At 65.7% G+C, this 17,069-nt stretch carries 17 protein-coding genes; all 17 read left to right on the top strand.

Going from position 1 to position 17,069, the window contains the following annotated elements; genetic code table 11:
- Positions 1–15: 15 nt before the first annotated feature.
- The 17 genes from CA951_RS30165 (at position 16) to CA951_RS30085 (ending at position 17,063) form a co-directional block, all read left to right on the top strand.
- A complete protein-coding gene (locus CA951_RS30165) occupies positions 16–768 on the top strand; it encodes an SDR family NAD(P)-dependent oxidoreductase (protein ID WP_087560339.1) in 753 nt (250 codons plus the stop codon).
- A 58-nt stretch (positions 769–826) separates the two neighbouring features.
- Entirely contained in the window at positions 827–1,624 is a 798-nt protein-coding gene (locus CA951_RS30160) for an SDR family NAD(P)-dependent oxidoreductase (RefSeq protein ID WP_087560338.1), read from the top strand.
- A gap of 53 nt (positions 1,625–1,677) precedes the next feature.
- Positions 1,678–2,529 carry an enoyl-CoA hydratase-related protein gene (locus tag CA951_RS30155; RefSeq protein WP_087560337.1) on the top strand — a complete coding sequence of 284 codons (852 nt, stop codon included), beginning with the start codon at positions 1,678–1,680 and terminating at the stop codon, positions 2,527–2,529.
- A 229-nt stretch (positions 2,530–2,758) separates the two neighbouring features.
- Positions 2,759–3,994, top strand: a complete 1,236-nt coding sequence (locus CA951_RS30150) for a nitrate/nitrite transporter (protein ID WP_256974150.1) — start codon at positions 2,759–2,761, stop codon at positions 3,992–3,994.
- A 35-nt stretch (positions 3,995–4,029) separates the two neighbouring features.
- Positions 4,030–4,326 carry a putative quinol monooxygenase gene (locus tag CA951_RS30145; protein ID WP_087560336.1) on the top strand — a complete coding sequence of 99 codons (297 nt, stop codon included), beginning with the start codon at positions 4,030–4,032 and terminating at the stop codon, positions 4,324–4,326.
- A 55-nt stretch (positions 4,327–4,381) separates the two neighbouring features.
- A complete protein-coding gene (locus CA951_RS30140) occupies positions 4,382–5,260 on the top strand; it encodes a PaaX family transcriptional regulator C-terminal domain-containing protein (RefSeq protein ID WP_087560335.1) in 879 nt (292 codons plus the stop codon).
- Positions 5,261–5,416: 156 nt separating this feature from the next.
- Positions 5,417–6,307 (top strand): PaaI family thioesterase, encoded by an 891-nt coding sequence (locus tag CA951_RS30135; protein WP_087560334.1) that lies wholly within the window; start codon positions 5,417–5,419, stop codon positions 6,305–6,307.
- Positions 6,304–6,756: a thioesterase family protein gene (locus CA951_RS30130; protein WP_218780532.1), complete on the top strand. Its 453-nt coding sequence runs from the start codon at positions 6,304–6,306 to the stop codon at positions 6,754–6,756. Before CA951_RS30135 ends, CA951_RS30130 begins: the two co-directional genes overlap by 4 nt.
- 70 nt (positions 6,757–6,826) lie before the next feature.
- Positions 6,827–7,606 carry an IclR family transcriptional regulator gene (locus tag CA951_RS30125; RefSeq protein ID WP_087560333.1) on the top strand — a complete coding sequence of 260 codons (780 nt, stop codon included), beginning with the start codon at positions 6,827–6,829 and terminating at the stop codon, positions 7,604–7,606.
- Positions 7,607–7,825: 219 nt separating this feature from the next.
- Positions 7,826–9,073 (top strand): cytochrome P450, encoded by a 1,248-nt coding sequence (locus CA951_RS30120; RefSeq protein ID WP_087560332.1) that lies wholly within the window; start codon positions 7,826–7,828, stop codon positions 9,071–9,073.
- A gap of 24 nt (positions 9,074–9,097) precedes the next feature.
- The gene (locus CA951_RS30115; protein WP_087560331.1) at positions 9,098–10,336 is read left to right on the top strand and encodes an NAD(P)/FAD-dependent oxidoreductase; all 1,239 of its coding nucleotides are present in this window, start codon (positions 9,098–9,100) and stop codon (positions 10,334–10,336) included.
- A gap of 11 nt (positions 10,337–10,347) precedes the next feature.
- Complete coding sequence (locus CA951_RS30110) at positions 10,348–10,668, top strand: 2Fe-2S iron-sulfur cluster-binding protein (RefSeq protein ID WP_087560330.1); 321 nt, start codon at positions 10,348–10,350, stop codon at positions 10,666–10,668.
- 95 nt (positions 10,669–10,763) lie between these two features.
- Positions 10,764–11,534, top strand: coding sequence for an SDR family NAD(P)-dependent oxidoreductase (locus tag CA951_RS30105; RefSeq protein WP_087560394.1), 771 nt, complete (start codon positions 10,764–10,766; stop codon positions 11,532–11,534).
- 50 nt (positions 11,535–11,584) lie between these two features.
- Positions 11,585–12,940, top strand: coding sequence for an MFS transporter (locus CA951_RS30100; RefSeq protein ID WP_087560329.1), 1,356 nt, complete (start codon positions 11,585–11,587; stop codon positions 12,938–12,940).
- Between the two features lie 11 nt (positions 12,941–12,951).
- Positions 12,952–14,358 carry an aldehyde dehydrogenase family protein gene (locus CA951_RS30095; protein WP_087560328.1) on the top strand — a complete coding sequence of 469 codons (1,407 nt, stop codon included), beginning with the start codon at positions 12,952–12,954 and terminating at the stop codon, positions 14,356–14,358.
- 142 nt (positions 14,359–14,500) lie between these two features.
- Positions 14,501–15,367 (top strand): enoyl-CoA hydratase-related protein, encoded by an 867-nt coding sequence (locus tag CA951_RS30090; RefSeq protein ID WP_087560327.1) that lies wholly within the window; start codon positions 14,501–14,503, stop codon positions 15,365–15,367.
- Positions 15,368–15,410: 43 nt separating this feature from the next.
- The gene (locus CA951_RS30085; protein WP_087560326.1) at positions 15,411–17,063 is read left to right on the top strand and encodes a class I adenylate-forming enzyme family protein; all 1,653 of its coding nucleotides are present in this window, start codon (positions 15,411–15,413) and stop codon (positions 17,061–17,063) included.
- Positions 17,064–17,069 lie beyond the last annotated feature (6 nt).

Here is a 17,069-nt window from a genome sequence, read left to right as displayed (position 1 = left end):
GAAAGAAGAAACGCGATGCAACTGCGAAACAAGCGCATCATCGTCACCGGAGCCGCACAAGGTGTCGGTGAGTCCACGGCGCGAGCCCTCGCTCGCGAAGGAGCCAGCGTCGTGGCGATGGACGTCGACGAGGATCGCGTCCGCGCGACGGCGCATTCGATTGCCGCAGAAACCAGTGGAGACACGACTTTTCAGGTCGTGGACGTCTCCGATCGCGGCCAGGTCTTCGACGCCGTCGCCGCGGCGGCGGATCACCTCGGTGGATTGGATGTGCTGGTGAATGTCGCCGGTGTGCAACGAGCCAAGCCCGCGGAAGAACTCGCGCCGGAAGACTTCGACTTTCTCCTGAACGTCAATGTGCGCGGCACCTTCTACACCAACCAGGCCGCTTTCACGGCAATGAAGGCCTCCGGTGGGGGACACATCATCAACTTCGGTTCCGATGCCGGCATGACTGCGATCCGCCAACTCGGCGGGTACGCGGCGACCAAGGGGGCGGTACATGCGTGGACCCGAACCATCGCCCTGGAGTTCGCACAGCACGGGGTCCGCGCGAACATCGTCGTTCCGGCGATGAAGACCGCGATGACCCGCGCAGGAGCGAAGGAGGGACGTGCGGGCGTCTACGCCAAGGTTCCGCTGGGTGGCGATCTCGGAGATCCCGATCGCGATCTGGCTCCCGTCATGGTGTTCCTCGCCGGCGACGGATCCCGCTTCATGACCGGTCAGACGATCTGTGTGAACGGAGGAATCGGCATGGCGAGATAGCGCTTCCCACAAGGACACACCATTGCTGATTTCGCACCACGAACAGGAGAAGAAGAATATGGGCATTCTCGATGGGAAGGTCGCCCTGGTTACGGGCGCCAGTCGAGGTATCGGAGCCGCCATCGCCGAGGAGTTCGCACGGGAAGGCGCCTCGGTGATCGTGACCGCGCGTTCGAGTTCCGAGCAACCGGGCAAGCTCCCCGGAACACTGGAGGAGACCGCCGAAGCCATCCACGCGGCGGGGGGTGACTCGTTGTCGATCGTCGCAGACTTGACGAATCCGGAAGACCGGGAGCGCATCATGCGCGACAGCGTGCGCCGATTCGGCAAGGTGGACATCCTGGTCAACAACGCCGCCGTCACGTTCTTCCAGCCCGGCGCCGACCTCGCGTTGCGCCGACTCCAGTTGATGTTCGACATCCAGGTTCAGGCCCCCATGCACCTGAGTCAACTCGCACTCCCCGGGATGCGCGAGAGAGGTGAGGGCTGGATGCTCAACATCACCTCGAGCGAGTCACGCCATCCCGAGGTTCCCCCGTCGCGATTCAACGCCAAGGGAACAACTACCGGCTACGGGATGGTCAAGGCCGCCCTCGAGAGGATGACGACGGGCTTCGCCGCCGAGAATCTCCAGCACGGCATCACCGTCAACGCCCTGCGGCCGTCCAGGTTGGTGGCGACGCCCGGACCGGTGTTCCACGGCGTCCTCGAGGCGGACGACCCCGAAGCCGAGAGCCCCGATGTGATGGCACGGGCCGCTGTCATCCTCTGTTCGGCGAGTCCGCACCGCATCACGGGCGAGATCGTCGAATCCGAGCACGTCCTGGAGCAGTGGCAGCCCGAACCTCTCGACTAGTCGAGGACCGGCTCCTCGAACAACCTCCCGCACACGGCAAGAGAAGGCAAACGATGGAACTCAAAGTCACGAAATACGAGATCGACGACCACGGGATCGCAACAGTGTGGTTCCACCGTCCCGGACGCGGCAACTCCTGGACGAACCTCATGAATACCGAGTACCGCTGGATCATGGACACGCTCGACAACGACCCCAAGGTGCGAGTCGTCGTGCTGACCGGCAGTGGCAACCAGTTCTGCGTCGGGGCAGACACCAAGGCCCTCAACTTCTACACCACGAGCACGGACGACTACGCGGATACCGTCGACGCGAGCGCGGCCGCGCAACCGGGGACCGGGGTGAACCCGGAGTTCGAGACCGACGTCATCTGGCAGTGGGGCCTGCGCGTACCGGTGATTGCCGCCATCAACGGTGCATGCGCGGGCATCGCAGCGGCCATCGCCAGTTTCTGCGACCTCAGGTTCGCGGCCGAAGGAATCAAATTCACGACGTCGACGCCTCGTCTCGGTCTTCCCGCGGAGTACGGACTGTCGTGGATCCTTCCGCGCATCGTCGGCCTCACACACGCCGCTGACATTCTGTACACCGGACGAATCGTCTACTCGGAAGAACTCGACAAGATGGGCTTCCTCAACGGGTTGTACCCGCGTGAAAACTTCATGGACGAGGTCTACAAGGTGGCGCGAATGGTTGCGACCCAGGTTTCTCCCGCCTCGGTCACCTCCGCGAAGCGGCAGATGTACGCGGATCTTCTGCACCTCACACCCCGACAGTCGATCGACGGCTCGAAGGATCTCATCGGCCACTTCATGCGTCAGGGCGATTTCAAAGAGGGCATCGCCGCGTACAACGAGGGGCGAGCGCCGCGGTTCGGCGACCCCGCAATCGGCGAAAAGGTCTAGGCCCTCCGGGCCCGTGCGCCTTTCTGGTTGTTCCCGCTACCAGAAAGGCGCACGAGTGGCGGAGCCGCGACCACAACATGCTACGAATTATTTGCGCATCGCAACCGTACTGTTGACCATTTCACTTTCCGGGCCTACTGTGACTCACGCAACCAGCGGAGTCCGGTTCGACAGTCCCGAAAGGATCAGCGCCGTGAAAAGTGATACCTCCCTAGGCACGACTGAACGATTGGCCGTAGCTTCACCGGCGATCTCGCGGTATCGGTGGGTCGTCCTCGGTCTGTGCTGGCTGGCCCTGGTCCTGACGTCCGTCGACCGTTCGACGTGGGGGCCGGCCTCGGTGTTCGTCGGCGAGGACCTCGGAGTGCCGCTGGCCAGCCTTGGATCTTTCGCAACGGCGTACTACATCGGGTACGTCCTGTCGAACGCCGGCAACGGCTTCCTGAGCGACCGGCTGGGTGGGCGCACGATCGTCACAACGTCTCTGGTCGGCGCCGGAATCTTCATGATGATCTTCGGGTCGACCACCTCGGCAACCGTCGGCATCGCGGTACAGGCGGTTGTCGGACTGTTCGCCGGCGCCGACTACGCGGCGGGCGTCAAACTCATCACCAGCTGGTTCCGCCCCGACGAGCTCGGGAAGGCAATGGGCATCTTCCTGTCCGCGACGTCGATCGGCGTCGTGGTAGCGAACTCGACCGTCCCCATGCTGATCGAACACTTCGCCTGGACAACCTCCTACCACCTCTTCGGCGCCCTCTCCGTCGTTGCCGGTGCGGTGTGCTGGTTCCTGCTCCGATCCGGCCCCGTGGCCGTACGGGCCGCCGCAACCGATTCCGGGTCCACCCGCGCGGTGATCATGACGATCCTGCGCAACCGCAATCTCATGCTCGTCGCAGTCGCCGGTTTCGGCGGATGCTGGGGAACCTACGGATTCATCACCTGGTCGAACACTCTGATGATCAAGGGCCACTCGGTGACTCCCTCGACCGCGGGTTTCATCGTGGCACTCTTCGCCGCGCTCGGTGTTTTCGGCAAACCGCTCATCGGGATCATCTCCGACCGCTTCAACGGTGCCCGGCGGGTTCCCGCCATGATCGTCCTCGGTTGCTTCGCCATCACACTGCTCGTCTTCGGAATGCTCAGCACACCAATCGGATTCCTGATCGCCGCTCCCTTCCTCGGGCTGTCCGCGTACTGCTACCTGCCCTTGCTCGTGGCACTGATCCCGCGACTCGTCTCCAGTCACGTCGTCGGCTCGTCAGCGGGCGTCACCAACGCATTCTGGAACATCGGCAGCGTCCTCGTTCCCATCACGGTCGGCGCCGTATTCGCAGCATCCGGAAAGTCATTTCTGGCGGCGTTCGCGACACTCGCGGCCGGGCCTGTCGTGGCACTGATCGCGTTGTACTTCGTCGACGAACGACCGAGCTCGGTGTCCGTCGTCGTCGATAACAAGAACTGACTGCACCCGTGCAGCAAGAAGGGGACGAGGCCACAATGCCCTACGTCGTGACCGTGAAGTGGACCGCCAAGCCCGGTGAGGCCTCTGCTGTCGCCGCGGCGATCGGCAAACTGATCCCGCCGACCCGGGCCGAAGAGGGGGTCATCCTGTATCAAGCGCACCGCGACCCTCACGACGACCACACGTTCTTCTTCTACGAGCAGTACGTCGACGAGGACGCGTTCCGCCGCCACGTCGAGTCCGAGCACGCGAAGACTTTCGGCGTGAACGACGCTCTTCCGCGCTTGGCGGACCGCGAGTTCACGACCTATCGAACGTGGGAGGACGGGTAGGTCGAGCCGCTATGTCGTGGTCCGGCAAGTCCGGGATGCGTGAGAAGGTGAGAGCATGACCGAAGCCGACGTCCAGTATTCGCAATCGAATGCGGCAGACCCCGCGGGTGCTGGCGCGTTCGGCATCGGATCGGCCAGTGCGAGGTCCGCTCTCCTCACCATTCTCGGTGAGTTCGTCCGCCCCCGTGGGCAGGCGGTGTGGACCTCGACGTTACTGCGGGCGCTTGCGGAAATCGGCGTGGAACAGAAGGCCGCGCGTCAGGCGATCTCCCGGATGGCGCAGGAGGGTCTGCTCGTGTCCGAGCGTTCGGGCCGGCGGGTGCGATGGTCCCTGACCGAGGCGGGCACCACGTTGCTTCGCGACGGCGCCGACAGAATCTACGGGTTTCTCCGTGCAGACCGCGAATGGGACGAGCGCTGGCTGGTCGTCACGGTAGCCGTTCCGGAGGCTCAGCGCAGTTTGCGGCATCGCCTTCGGACGCAGCTCACGTGGCTCGGAATGGGATCGCCGTCGCCGGGTCTCTGGGTAATTCCCGATGCGGGCAAGGAAGCCGCCGTCCTGGCGGTCCTCGACGAACTGGATTTGCGGGCCAAGGCGTTTGCCTGGGTCGGCACGTGGGTTCCGGTCGATGATGTCCGGACCCTCATATCTGCGGCGTGGGATCTCGACGAGCTGGCGGACAAGTACCGTCACTTCACCGCTTGGACCACGGGGATGGCACCGCTGACGTCGGCCGAGACCTTCGTCGCTCAGGTGGAGCTCGTGCACGAGTGGCGTCGCTTCCCGTTTCTGGACCCGGACCTGCCTGCGTCGCTCCTGCCCTCCGATTGGCCTGCGGTGCGCGCGGTGGACGCGTTCGACGCGAGCCACGAGCGCTGGCACGACACCGCGCAGGCCCAGTGGGACGTGTGGGCCGGGCAGGAGGGCGGCTGATTCGCGCGCTCCCCGAGAGTAAGGCTCGGTACTCAGGAAAAGTCTACAGAAGATTTGACTATCGCTAGAAATGTGTTGACTATGAGGGGTGCCCTGGAGAGCGCGTCGTGTGGCGGGTCGAACTTGTCGAGTCTCAGCACCTGAAAGGAGCCGGAAGTGGCACCGTTGTCCGTGAGTGCGCCTGATTTCGAAATCGGTCGACACCGCGCTCGCCACCCGGCCGAGGTACTCACCGGTTGCCGTGTGACGGCCCGCGGCGACGACTGGGCCACGGCCGCGATGATCCTTCCCCGCTTCGCTACGGGACCGGAGGTTCCGCTCGGCTGGTTGGGTGTGGCGGCCGACTCCGCGGCAGCCCAGTCGCTCGGCGGCCTGTTCGCGCAGGGGCTCGACGTGCGCACGGTCGACCTGCGCCTCGACGCCGTCGGCCCGGTGCCCTCGCCCGGAACCGTGGTGACGGCGCGAGGCGATCTGATCTCGTCGAATCACCGAACTGGGTTGAGCCGTATCCGGATTCACGGGCCCGACGTCGCCGACGTCGCCGTGGGAACCGCACGCTTCCTCGTCGTCCCCGGATCGCCACCCTCGCCACTCTCGCCGCCCTCGACCCCGACGTCGACGGTCTCGGAATCCGCTACGGGTGGTGTCCCGCTGCTCCCGTCGCTGGACGAGATCTTCGGCATCACGGACACGGCCCGGAACGGAAATTCCTCGGTGCTGACCGCCGAACTCGACCCGGCGCTGTGCAACAGGCACGGGGTCGTGCACGGCGGACTGCACGTCAGCCTGATCGACCACGCGATGCGCGCGCTGGTCGGTCATTCCGGAACGCACGAAGACCAGGGGGCTCCGGAGCTACTCGACCTCACGCTGGCATACCAGCGTCCCCTTGCGCCGGAAGTCGACGGCACGGTTCTGCTGTGTGCCACGGTCGAACGCCGGGGCCGACGGATCACCACAGTGAACGCCACACTGCAGACCTCGACGGGCCGGGTCCTGACCTCGGCGCAAGGCACCTTCCTGTCCACTACGGAGGATCGCCCATGACTCACGACACCGATACGCAGTTCCCGCCACGATCGGCGACGATGTCCGCTCTGGTGGAATGGTCCGACACCGATGCGGCGGGGCATCACCACAATTCATCGATCCTGCGGTGGGTGGAAGCGTGCGAGGTGCGGTTGTACCGCCAGTTGGGCCTGCTGGAGCATTTTCCGAGCATGCCCAGAGTCCAGCAAGTGGTGAACTACACGTCGAAGCTCTGGTTCGGCCAGGAGGTCACCACCACGGTCCGCATACAGGCGGTCGGGCGAACCTCGATCACCTTCGAATTCGACGTCTACGGAGAAGAATTCGACGGCGCGACCCGAGTCCGGGCAGCGCACGGGGCGTTCACCTCCGTGCACGTTCTCCCCGCCGACACCCGTGCGACGCCCTGGCCGGACGACATTCTGAAGCTGGTGGACCCACATCGGGTCGCGCCCGTCGCCGTATGACCAACACCGGTCGAAGCCGAAGGGGCACGCACTAGACTGCACGTGTATCGGTCGGAGAGGTGTTGCGATCATGCCGGACAGCGGTGGAGACTCGGTGATCGGACGTGTGGTGCGTTTGCTCAGTGCATTCGACCGCAAATCGCGCTCACTACCGCTCACAACGCTCGCGAATCGGGCCGACCTTCCCCTCACGACAACGCACCGGTTGGTGAACGAGCTGGTCAAACACGGTCTACTCGAACGCGCTCCCAACAAGGAGATCAGCATCGGGTTGCGGCTGTGGGAAATTTCCGCGCGCGGCTCGCACACGATGACGTTGCGTGAGGCGGCGCTGCCGTTCATGGAGGACCTCCAGACGATCCTGCGCCAGCACGTCAGTCTGGCGGTCTTGGACGCCGGATCGGTGTTGTTTCTCGAACGCCTGGCGAGTCCGGACTCGACACTCGATGCCGGCCGGATGGCCGAGCGGTATCCCTTGCACGGATGTTCGACCGGGCTTGTGCTGCTGGCATTTTCGTCACCGGAGTACCAGGCCAAGGTTCTGTCCGGGCCATTGGACAAGCTCACCGACCGCACCGTCACCGACCCGGTCCTGCTCCGTCGGATCCTGGCCGAGGTGCGCCAGCAACGCTTCTTCTACGCGGCAGGGTTCGGAATCGAGCGGTGGTCCGGAATTGCAGTGCCCATCATGGGCGAGCACGGCGCGGTGATCGCAGCGCTGACCGTAATCTACCCACGGGGTGAGGAGAACGTGTTGACGGCAGTCCCCGCCATGCAGACTGTCGCCACCAGTATCGCGCGCGCCGTCGCGGGCACCCCGGTTGCACGCGACGGTAACCGCAGCTCATAACGCATTTTTGTACAAATTCTTCCGCCTACCGGAAGTGCTATTTGTGGCCTGCTTCACTCCTGGGAGCCTTGATGCAGCAGAGCACAGAAGCCGGAGCGAGAACAGGATCCTCTCTCCCGACGGCCACCTCGGTCGAGTGCTCACACACAGACCGGACGACGGGCGCTCTCTTCGATCGGTGCCCCCGTGTCCAACACCAGCTTCCACGAAAGGACGCCGATGTCTACCGTCACCGAGTCCACCGCGATCTCGCCCCCCTACTCTCACGAGTTGGAGTGGCCGACAGACCTTCCCGCGTTCAAGGTGATCGACGAGGACGGCAGTCAAGGTGTGCCGTATGCGCACTACGCGTGGATGCGGGAGCATGCGCCGGTGCTCCGCGCGCAGACACCCGGCGAGGACGTCTGGTTCGTCAGCCGGTACCAGGACGTGCGCAAAGCTCTGCGCGCACCCAAGGTCTTCTCCTCCCAGGTGACCGAACCGGTGCCGCTGACGTTCCTGACCCTGTTCGATGCGCCCAACCACACCCGCCTCCGGCAGGTGGTCGCACGCGCCTTCACCCCCAAATCGGTGGCGATGGTCGAAGACCGCGTCCGCGAGAATGCCGCCCGGTACCTCGACGAGATGATCGCGGCCGGCGGCGGCGAGGTGGCGACGGCGTACTCGATGCCGCTGAGCATGTCGACCATCAGTGCCATCCTCGACGTTCCGGCTGCGGACATCGACAAGATGAAGTTCTGGTCGGACGAGATGTTCACGTACTTCGCGCGCGTCGCGCGGAATGCGCCGGGATCGGGCGAGGACGAGAAGAACACCATGGAGTTCTTCGACTATCTCCAAGAGAACCTCGAGCGTCTCTACCGCGAGAACAGCGAGGCTGTCGGCGGACACATCGCGCGGATGTGGAAGGAAGGACTGCTCTCCGACAAGGAGGCCCGCGAACTGTGCGGGTTCATGTTCGTCGCAGGCCACGACACCACCACGCTGTTGATGACGATGGCATTCCAGGAATTCGCACACCATCCGGATCTCCTGGGGCGGATCCGGACCAACCCGGACGAGGCCGAGAAATTCGTCGAGGAACTTGCCCGTTTCCGCGGTTCGGTTCACCGCACCGTGCGACGCACCAAGGACGACGTCGAGATCGCCGGAACCGTCATTCCGAAGGGTGCGGTCGTTCGGCTACTCATCGCATCGGCCAACCGCGACGAAACGAAGTTCCCCGGCGCGCACGAGTTCGACATGGACCGGGACACCGAAGGGCACTTCGGGTTCGGATACGGCATCCACAGCTGCATCGGTTCGCCCCTCGCCCGCCTCGAGCTGCGGGTGACGACCAAACTCCTGTCCTCTCGGCTCGAGTCGATCGCGATCGATCCCGACCACGCGATCGAGTACATGCACGGCAACAATCTCACCGTCGGACCCGAGCGCATGCACGTTCTGCTGCATGCCGTGGGTGCCTGACCGGACCGCACGGAAGGCAGGACAATGTCCACACCCATCGTTGTCGTCGGCGCCGGGCACGCCGGTGTCCACACCGCGTCGCGTCTGGTCGAACTCGGATACCGTGGTGAGCTGATCCTGATCGACGAGGAAGACGGGCTCCCCTACGAGCGGCCGCCCCTCTCGAAGGACGTGCTCGCCAGCGCGGAATCGCACGAGCCCCCCGCGCTCCGGAAACAGGACTACTACGAGGACAAGGGAATCCGGCGGATCGCGGGGTCCGCGGTGACCGCTGTCGACCGATCCGCGCGGGAGGTCTGCCTGGCCGACGGCTCCACGATTCCCTACCACCGTCTCATCCTGGCCACCGGGTCGCGGGCACGGACACTCGACGTTCCCGGCGCAGCGCTGCCCGGCGTGCAGGTTTTGAAGACCCGCGCAGACGGCCACAACCTGAAGGCGATGCTGCGCCCCGGCGTGCGGTTCGTGATCGTCGGTGCCGGGTACATCGGGATGGAGGTCGCAGCCGCGGCGGTCAAATCCGGCTGCAGCGCAACCGTACTCGAATACCAGGACCGATCGATGAGTCGTGTCACGTCGGAAGATGTGAGTCGCTACTTCGAGAACCTCCATGTTGGGGAGGGAGTGCGGTTCGCCTTCGGTAGCTCCCTCGAAAGGATCGAGGGGTCGGACCGAGTCGAAGGCATCGTCACCAGCGACGGAGAGACGATCCCCGCAGACGTCGTCGTGGTGGGAGTCGGTGTGCTACCCAACCAGGACCTCGCCGAGGCGGCCGGACTCGACTGTTCCGACGGAATCGTCGTCGACGAGCACGCCCGCACCTCCGACCCCGAGATCTACGCCGTCGGCGACGTCACCCGTTTCACCTGCCCCCGCGAAGGTGTCAGCATGCGCCTCGAATGCGTTCAGAATGCAATGGCACAGGCAGACAGCGCAGCTCGCCACATACTGGGTCTCGACGCCGCGGTCGCGGAAGTGCCGTGGTTCTGGACCGTTCAGCACGGTGTCCGACTGCAAACCGCCGGGGTGCGCTCGCCGGAAGACCAGGTAGTTCGGCGCGGCGATCCTGCGGACGGCAAGTTCGCGGTTCTCTACCTCCGCGACGGTCGCCTGGCCGCACTGGACACGATCAATGCGCTCGGCGACTTCGCCGCGGGAAAGAAGCTCATCGCCGCCGGTGCCCGGCTCGATCCCGTACTCGCGGCAGACCGAGCGGTGAAGCTGGCGACCACCCGAACCGACGCTCTCGCTACATCACGTTAGGAAATCACCACATGTCCAACAACATCACCGTCATCGACCGTGCGGGATCGCCCAGCCAGGTGGAGTGGGAACCCGAACAGACCCTCATGGAAGCTCTGCGGGACAATGATTTTCCACTCCTGGCTTCGTGCGGCGGAACCGCGTCCTGCGCCACCTGCCACGTGTACCTGGAACCGCAGGTCGTCTCGGGACTCGGCGAGCGCTCCGAAGACGAGATCGAACTCCTCGAGGAAGCCGAAGGGTTCGACGCGGATACGTCACGTCTGTCCTGCCAAATCGCGCACGCTCAGTCGCTCGACGGAATCACCGTGACGCTTGCGCCGGAGGAATGACCGGATCGGGAAAGGCCGACCGGCCGATCCGTGTCGAACGAACAACCGTGACAGACGAACAACCGGGCCAAACGAACAACTTTGAGGAGATGACGATGAGATTGCAAGGCAAACGCGTGGTGGTGACCGCGGCCGCGTCGGGAATGGGCCAGGCCGGGTGCGAACTGTTCGCGCAGGAAGGCGCTCGGATCGCGGCAGTCGACCGGGACGAAGCCCGGTTGAAGGAGGTGGTCGACGGAATCAACACGGCGGGCGGCAACGCGCAGGGATTCGTCGCCGACCTGTCCGACGCCGACATCGCCGGGACCGTCGCCGACGACGCGATCGCATGGCTCGGCGGAATCGACGTGCTGTGGAGCCACGCGGGAATGCCCGCCCCCGGCGACGTCGAAACCCTCGACCTCGACGAATTCCGAACCGCCACAGACGTGAACCTCACGCAGTCGACGGTGATCGCGGCACGCGCGATCACGCACATGCGACAGCAGGGGAGCGGCTCGATCATCTTCACTGCATCGACCTCCGGACTCGTCGGGTCCGCACTGAGCCCGGTCTACTCCGCACTGAAGGCGAGCGTCATCGGTCTGGCCAAGGGATTGGCCGTGCGCTACGCGACCGACGGTGTCCGTGTGAACGCACTGTGCCCGGGACCGGTGGCTACCCCAATGCTGTACAACGACTTCATGAAGGTCGATGCACGGTTCTCCCAGGAAGAGAACGAGAAGCGTGTCGTCGCCGGTGTCCCACTCGGCCGTGCCGGTCAGCCCCGTGAGATCGCGGACGCCGCGTTGTGGCTCGCCTCGGACGAGTCGTCCTTCGTCACGGGGATCGCGCTGCCCGTCGACGGCGGCCTGACCGCACGATAGTCCGGCTGCGCCGTTCACTCCCTTCATTTCCCACTCCGATCGGACGATGTATGAGCACACTCGACGTTTCCGCGCACACGAGCGCTCCGGACAAGATCACCAAGGTCACCCGGGCCGGCGCGATCGGCAACTTCATCGAGTTCTACGACTTCACCCTGTACGGGTTCTTCGCAGTCACCATCGCCACACTGTTCTTCCCACAGTTCGACAGCGTGGCGGCTCTGCTCTCGACGTTTGCCCTGTTCGGCGTCGCGTTCGTGATTCGTCCGATCGGGGCGGTGGTCTTCGGGCACGTCGGTGACCGCTGGGGACGCAAGCGCGCGTTGATGATCGCGGTTCTTCTGATGAGCGCCGCCACCGCGGCTATCGGCGTGCTGCCGACCTATGCGGCGGTCGGCGTGGCAGCACCGACACTCTTGCTCGTGTGCCGACTGTTGCAGGGCTTCTCCGCGGGCGGGGAGCAGAGCGGAGCGTTCGTCCTCGTGGTCGAGCAGTCCGCGATCGGCGAACGCGGCAGAAACGCCTCCAAACTCGTCGTGTCGATCGTTGCGGGGGTGTGCTGCGCCGCCCTGGTCGTCCTGGTCGTCTCGGCCCTGACGACCGACCAGCAGATGGCCCAGTGGGGCTGGCGTCTGCCGTTCCTCCTGTCGGCCCCGCTCGGCGTCCTCGGCTTCTACCTCCGCATGAGCATCGAGGATTCCCACGACTTCACCGCCGCCCGAGCGAACTCCGAGCCGGGAACGCCCGCGCCACTCGCGCAGGCCTTCCGCACGGTTCGCCGCCAGATGTGCACCCTCCTCGGCTGGGTCGCCATGCAATCCGTCGCCGGTTACATCCTGGTCGGATTCATGATGTCCTACCTCGTGAAGTTTCAGAACTACTTGATGTCGACGGCCCTGACGATCGTGGTCGTCGGTCACCTCGTGGGGATCGGGCTGATTGTCGGCATCGGTCGGTGGGCGGACCGAATCCAGCGCAAGACACTGGCGGTGTCGCTCGCCGCGGCCCTGGCGATCGCGGTGGTGCCGGCCTTCATTCTCCTGCGGCACGGCGTCGTCGCCGCGACGATCGGAATCTCCCTGTACGCCACCACCGCGTACTCCCTGCTGATCGTGTCGGCACTGGCAGTCGTCGAACTCTTTCCCGTCGAGGTGCGGTACTCGGCCAGCGCACTCCCGTTCCAGATCAGCTACGCCGTGTTCGGCGGTGCCGCACCATTCGTCTCCACCTGGCTGGTCGCGGAGGTCTCCACCATCGCACCCGCATACGCACTCGTGCTCTTCGGGATTCTCGGAATCGTCGTCGCGGCGATCGCGATTCCGAACCTGCCCCGGCCGACCGACGGCACCGACGGAACTGTGGCCGACTGCGAACCCGGCGCGGGCACAACCATTCACGCCAACTAGAGGAACCATTGATGAACGACTTCGCACTGCTGATCGACGGCGTTCTCGTGCCGGGCTCCACGGAGCTTCCGGTCATCGACCCGGCCACCGAGCAGACCTTCAGCACGGTCCCTGCCGCCTCGCCCGAGCAGCTGGACCGGGCCGTTGCCGCGGCCGGAGCCGCACACCCGAGCTGGGCAGCTACCCCGGTCGACGAGCGGCGGCGGATCGTGTCGCAGATCGCCGACACCATCGCGCAGCACCGTCAGGAACTCGCCGGCATCCTCGTCCGCGAACAGGGAAAACCTCTCGCCGCCGCGTTCGGGGAGGTCGACACAGCGGTCGAGTACATCCGCTACTTCGCCGGCCTCGCCCTCGAACCGGAAGTGATCGACGACAGCGAGCTGCGCCGGGTCGAGATCCACCGCGTTCCGGTGGGCGTGATCGGCATCATCGTGCCGTGGAATTTCCCCCTGCTCCTCCTGGCGTTCAAGCTCCCCGCCGCGCTGCTGGCCGGCAACACGATGGTCGTGAAACCCGCCCCGACGACCCCCGCGGCCACCCTCCACCTCGGTAGGCTCATCGCAGACATCGTCCCCGCAGGTGTGGTGAACATCGTCTCGGGTGTCCCCGAGCTCGGCCCGCACCTCTCGGCGCATCCGGGACTGCAGAAGGTCAGCCTGACCGGTTCGACGGAAACGGGCAAGAAGGTGATGGCTGCGGCGGCGGAGTGCCTGACCCGGGTGACCCTCGAGCTCGGCGGCAACGACCCGGCGATCGTCCTGCCGGATGCCGACGTCGACGAGGTCGCCGAGAAGGTCTTCAACGCCGCCTTCGGCAACAGTGGGCAGATCTGTCGCGCGATCAAGCGAATCTACGTGCACGCGGATCTCTACGACCGATTCTGCGACGCACTTGCTGCCCGTGCGGCGAACGCGGTCGTCGGCAACGGCATGGAACCGGGAACACAGTTCGGACCGGTCCAGAACCAGGCCCAGTTCGACCGCATCAAGGAAATCCTCGCGGACGCGGAGTCCGCCGGAAAGGTCATGCCCGGCGGAGGAGTCGTCGACGGTCCCGGCTATTTCGTGCGACCGACGATCGTCCGGGATATCGACGAGTCGTCACGCCTGGTCGTCGAGGAACAATTCGGCCCCGTGGTCCCGGTGATGCCCTACACCGACATCGACGACGTCGTGGCCCGCGCCAACGACAGCGAGTTCGGCTTGGCCGCGTCGGTCTGGTCGACGGACATCGACGCCGCCACCGCGATCGCTCACAAAATCTCGGCGGGAACCGTGTGGGTGAACAAGCACAGCGATCGGACGCCGGACGTACCCATCGCCGGCGCCAAGCAGTCCGGCATCGGTACCGAACTCGGTGTCCTCGGGTTGCTCGAGTACACCCAGATCAAGGTGATCAACGTAGCGCGCCGGTAGTGATTCGGCGCTTTCAATGACTCAACCGATTAAATCGGAGGTAGCCCTGCCGAGCACATTCGACGTCGCGACGCCGCCGTGGCCGAGCTCGCTCACACCAGGGCCCCGAATCGACCACTTCCACCCACGAGAGGGAATTACCATGGACCTGAAGGTCACCCGCTACGAAATCCGCGACAACGGCGTCGCCACGGTGTGGCTCGACCGCCCCGGCCGCGGCAACTCCTGGACCTCCCGCATGAATGCGGAACTGCGCTGGACGATGGCCACCCTCGACGCCGATCCCACCGTTCGGGTCGTGGTCCTCACCGGCGGCGGCGACCAGTTCTGCGTCGGCGCCGACACCAAGGCACTCGACTTCTACACCGAGACCGACGAAAAGTATTCCGACACCGTCAACAAGCCCGACTTCGCCCGCCCCGGCCACGGGGTCAACCCCGAGTTCGACCACGACCTGGTGTGGATGTGGGGCCTGCGCGTCCCGCTGATCGCCGCCATCAACGGACCGTGCGCCGGTATCGCGGTCGCCCTGGCCGGGTACTGCGACCTCCGCTACGCGGTGGAGGGCGCCAAGTTCACCACCGCGACCCCACGCCTGGGACTGCCCGCCGAGTACGGCCTGGCCTGGCTGCTGCCCCGCATCGTCGGATTGGCGAACGCCGCCGACATCCTCATCACCGGACGCATCCTGCGCTCCGAAGAACTCCTGCGGATGGGTTTCCTCAACGGCGTGCACCCGCGGGACGAGCACTTCCTGGGCACGGTCTACGAGGTCGCCGACTACATCGCCATCCAGGTGTCCCCCGCCTCCGCGACCGGCGCCAAACGCCAGATCTACGCCGAGCTCCTCCACTCGAACGTCGGTACCGCCGTGGAAGATTCGAAAGATCTCATCGAGCAGTTCATGCAGCAGCCCGATTTCAAGGAAGGCGTCGCCGCCATGGCCGAACGCCGTGCCCCGCAGTTCGCGGCACCCGCCCCCGACACGCTGCCCGCACCTCCCGCCTGAGCCTCCCGCCCCCTGCGCAACCGCACGAAACGGACCACACCTGATGAACACACCCTCGACCACAGTGGACGACCACACCGACCCCGCCGCCGACGGCTTCCGGTGGAGCCGGGAGACCACCGACGACATCGTGCACGGCCGCCCGTGCCGGGTCTACCGCCACCGGCGCACCGCCGTCGCGCAACTGTTGCTCGACGCCCGCCACTGGGGCGACCGGACCCACGTCGTGCAGGGTGAGCGCCGGCTGAGCTTCACCGAACACGAGCGCGCGGTGGCCCGGATCGCCGAACACTTCCGGACCCTCGGCGTCGGCGCGGGCGATCACGTCGCCCTGTTCGCCCGCAACCACGCCGAATGCACGATGGCGTTCTGGGCCGCGCACTGCCTCGGCGCCGTGGTGGACCTGTGCAACGCCTGGTGGAGCGCGGCGGAACTGCACGGGGCCCTCGACACCGTCCGCCCGGTGGTGATCGTCCACGACGAGGACACCGCGGACCGTGTTCCCGCCGGCATCACCGGAGTCGGCGTCGCCGAGCTCGGTGAGTTGCTGCACGGCGACACTGCACCTGACCTGCCGCTGCCCGACGTCGCCGAGGACGACCCCGCGCTGGTGCTGTTCACCTCCGGCAGCACCGGGGCGGCCAAGGGTGTGCTGCTGTCCCAGCGCTCGGTCGTCGGCAACATCCACAACCTGCTGCTGGCCACCCACCGCCTGCCCGGCGAACTCGACCGCCACGGCGCCGGCAGCGTCAACCTGGTGACCGTGCCACTGTTCCACCTCGCCGGCGTGCAGGTGATGACCGCCGCGCTGGTCACCGGGGCACGCATGGTGTACCAGGACGGCCGGTTCGATCCCGCGGAAGTCCTGCGCCTCATCGAACGCGAGCAGGTCACGACCTGGGGTGCCGTGCCCGCCATGGTCACCCGCGTCATGGAACACGACAACTTCGCCGCCGCGGACACCTCCAGTGTCCGGTCGATCCCCCTCGGCGGGTCCGCGTCCACCCCCGCCTTCCGGCGCACCGTTCAGGAACGGTTCCCCCACCTCAAGGGCGGCGGGGCCGGGTCGATGTACGGGCTGACCGAGGCCGGTGGCCTCCTCGCGATGGGCACCTCCCGCGAGATCTCCGAACGCCCGGGCTGCGTCGGGAAGCTGCTCCCGCCGATCGAGGTGACGATCGCCAGCCCCGACGCCGACGGCAACGGCGAAATCCTGGTCCACTGCCCCGGCCTGATGAGCGGGTACGTCGACCCCGAACTGGACTCCCTCGTCGACCCGGACGGGTGGCTGCACACCGGCGACCTCGGCCGCCTCGACGCCGACAACTACCTCTACCTGAGCGGCCGGTCGAAAGACATCATCATCCGGGGCGGGGAAAACATCTCCTGCGCCCACGTGGCCGCGGCCCTGACCACCCACCCCGCGGTCGCCGAGGCGATCGTGGTGGCACTGCCGCACGAGGAACTCGGCGAACAGGTCGCCGCCGCCGTGACCATCCGCCGCGGCATCCCGGTCAGCACCGGCGACCTCCGCGCACACGCAGCGAAAACGCTCGGCCGCTTCCAAATTCCCACCCGCTGGTGGCTGCGCAACGACATGCTTCCCACCAGCGCGTCCGGGAAGGTGATCCGCCGCAACGTCGAAGCGATGTGGCTCGAACGCGGTGCCACCGACCTCATCGAGATCGACAACTGACAACCC

Source organism: Rhodococcus sp. NCIMB 12038, from assembly GCF_002165735.1.
Lineage (GTDB): Bacteria > Actinomycetota > Actinomycetes > Mycobacteriales > Mycobacteriaceae > Rhodococcus_F.
This window is presented reverse-complemented; position numbering and strand designations above follow the sequence as displayed.

Bases quoted from the DNA above. Each gene is read 5' to 3' on its own strand.
- CA951_RS30165 (WP_087560339.1), top strand. From the start codon at position 16: ATGCAACTGCGAAACAAGCGCATCATCGTCACCGGAGCCGCACAAGGT.
- CA951_RS30160 (WP_087560338.1), top strand. From the start codon at position 827: ATGGGCATTCTCGATGGGAAGGTCGCCCTGGTTACGGGCGCCAGTCGA.
- CA951_RS30155 (WP_087560337.1), top strand. From the start codon at position 1,678: ATGGAACTCAAAGTCACGAAATACGAGATCGACGACCACGGGATCGCA.
- CA951_RS30145 (WP_087560336.1), top strand. From the start codon at position 4,030: ATGCCCTACGTCGTGACCGTGAAGTGGACCGCCAAGCCCGGTGAGGCC.
- CA951_RS30140 (WP_087560335.1), top strand. From the start codon at position 4,382: ATGACCGAAGCCGACGTCCAGTATTCGCAATCGAATGCGGCAGACCCC.
- CA951_RS30130 (WP_218780532.1), top strand. From the start codon at position 6,304: ATGACTCACGACACCGATACGCAGTTCCCGCCACGATCGGCGACGATG.
- CA951_RS30125 (WP_087560333.1), top strand. From the start codon at position 6,827: ATGCCGGACAGCGGTGGAGACTCGGTGATCGGACGTGTGGTGCGTTTG.
- CA951_RS30120 (WP_087560332.1), top strand. From the start codon at position 7,826: ATGTCTACCGTCACCGAGTCCACCGCGATCTCGCCCCCCTACTCTCAC.
- CA951_RS30115 (WP_087560331.1), top strand. From the start codon at position 9,098: ATGTCCACACCCATCGTTGTCGTCGGCGCCGGGCACGCCGGTGTCCAC.
- CA951_RS30110 (WP_087560330.1), top strand. From the start codon at position 10,348: ATGTCCAACAACATCACCGTCATCGACCGTGCGGGATCGCCCAGCCAG.
- CA951_RS30105 (WP_087560394.1), top strand. From the start codon at position 10,764: ATGAGATTGCAAGGCAAACGCGTGGTGGTGACCGCGGCCGCGTCGGGA.
- CA951_RS30100 (WP_087560329.1), top strand. From the start codon at position 11,585: ATGAGCACACTCGACGTTTCCGCGCACACGAGCGCTCCGGACAAGATC.
- CA951_RS30095 (WP_087560328.1), top strand. From the start codon at position 12,952: ATGAACGACTTCGCACTGCTGATCGACGGCGTTCTCGTGCCGGGCTCC.
- CA951_RS30090 (WP_087560327.1), top strand. From the start codon at position 14,501: ATGGACCTGAAGGTCACCCGCTACGAAATCCGCGACAACGGCGTCGCC.
- CA951_RS30085 (WP_087560326.1), top strand. From the start codon at position 15,411: ATGAACACACCCTCGACCACAGTGGACGACCACACCGACCCCGCCGCC.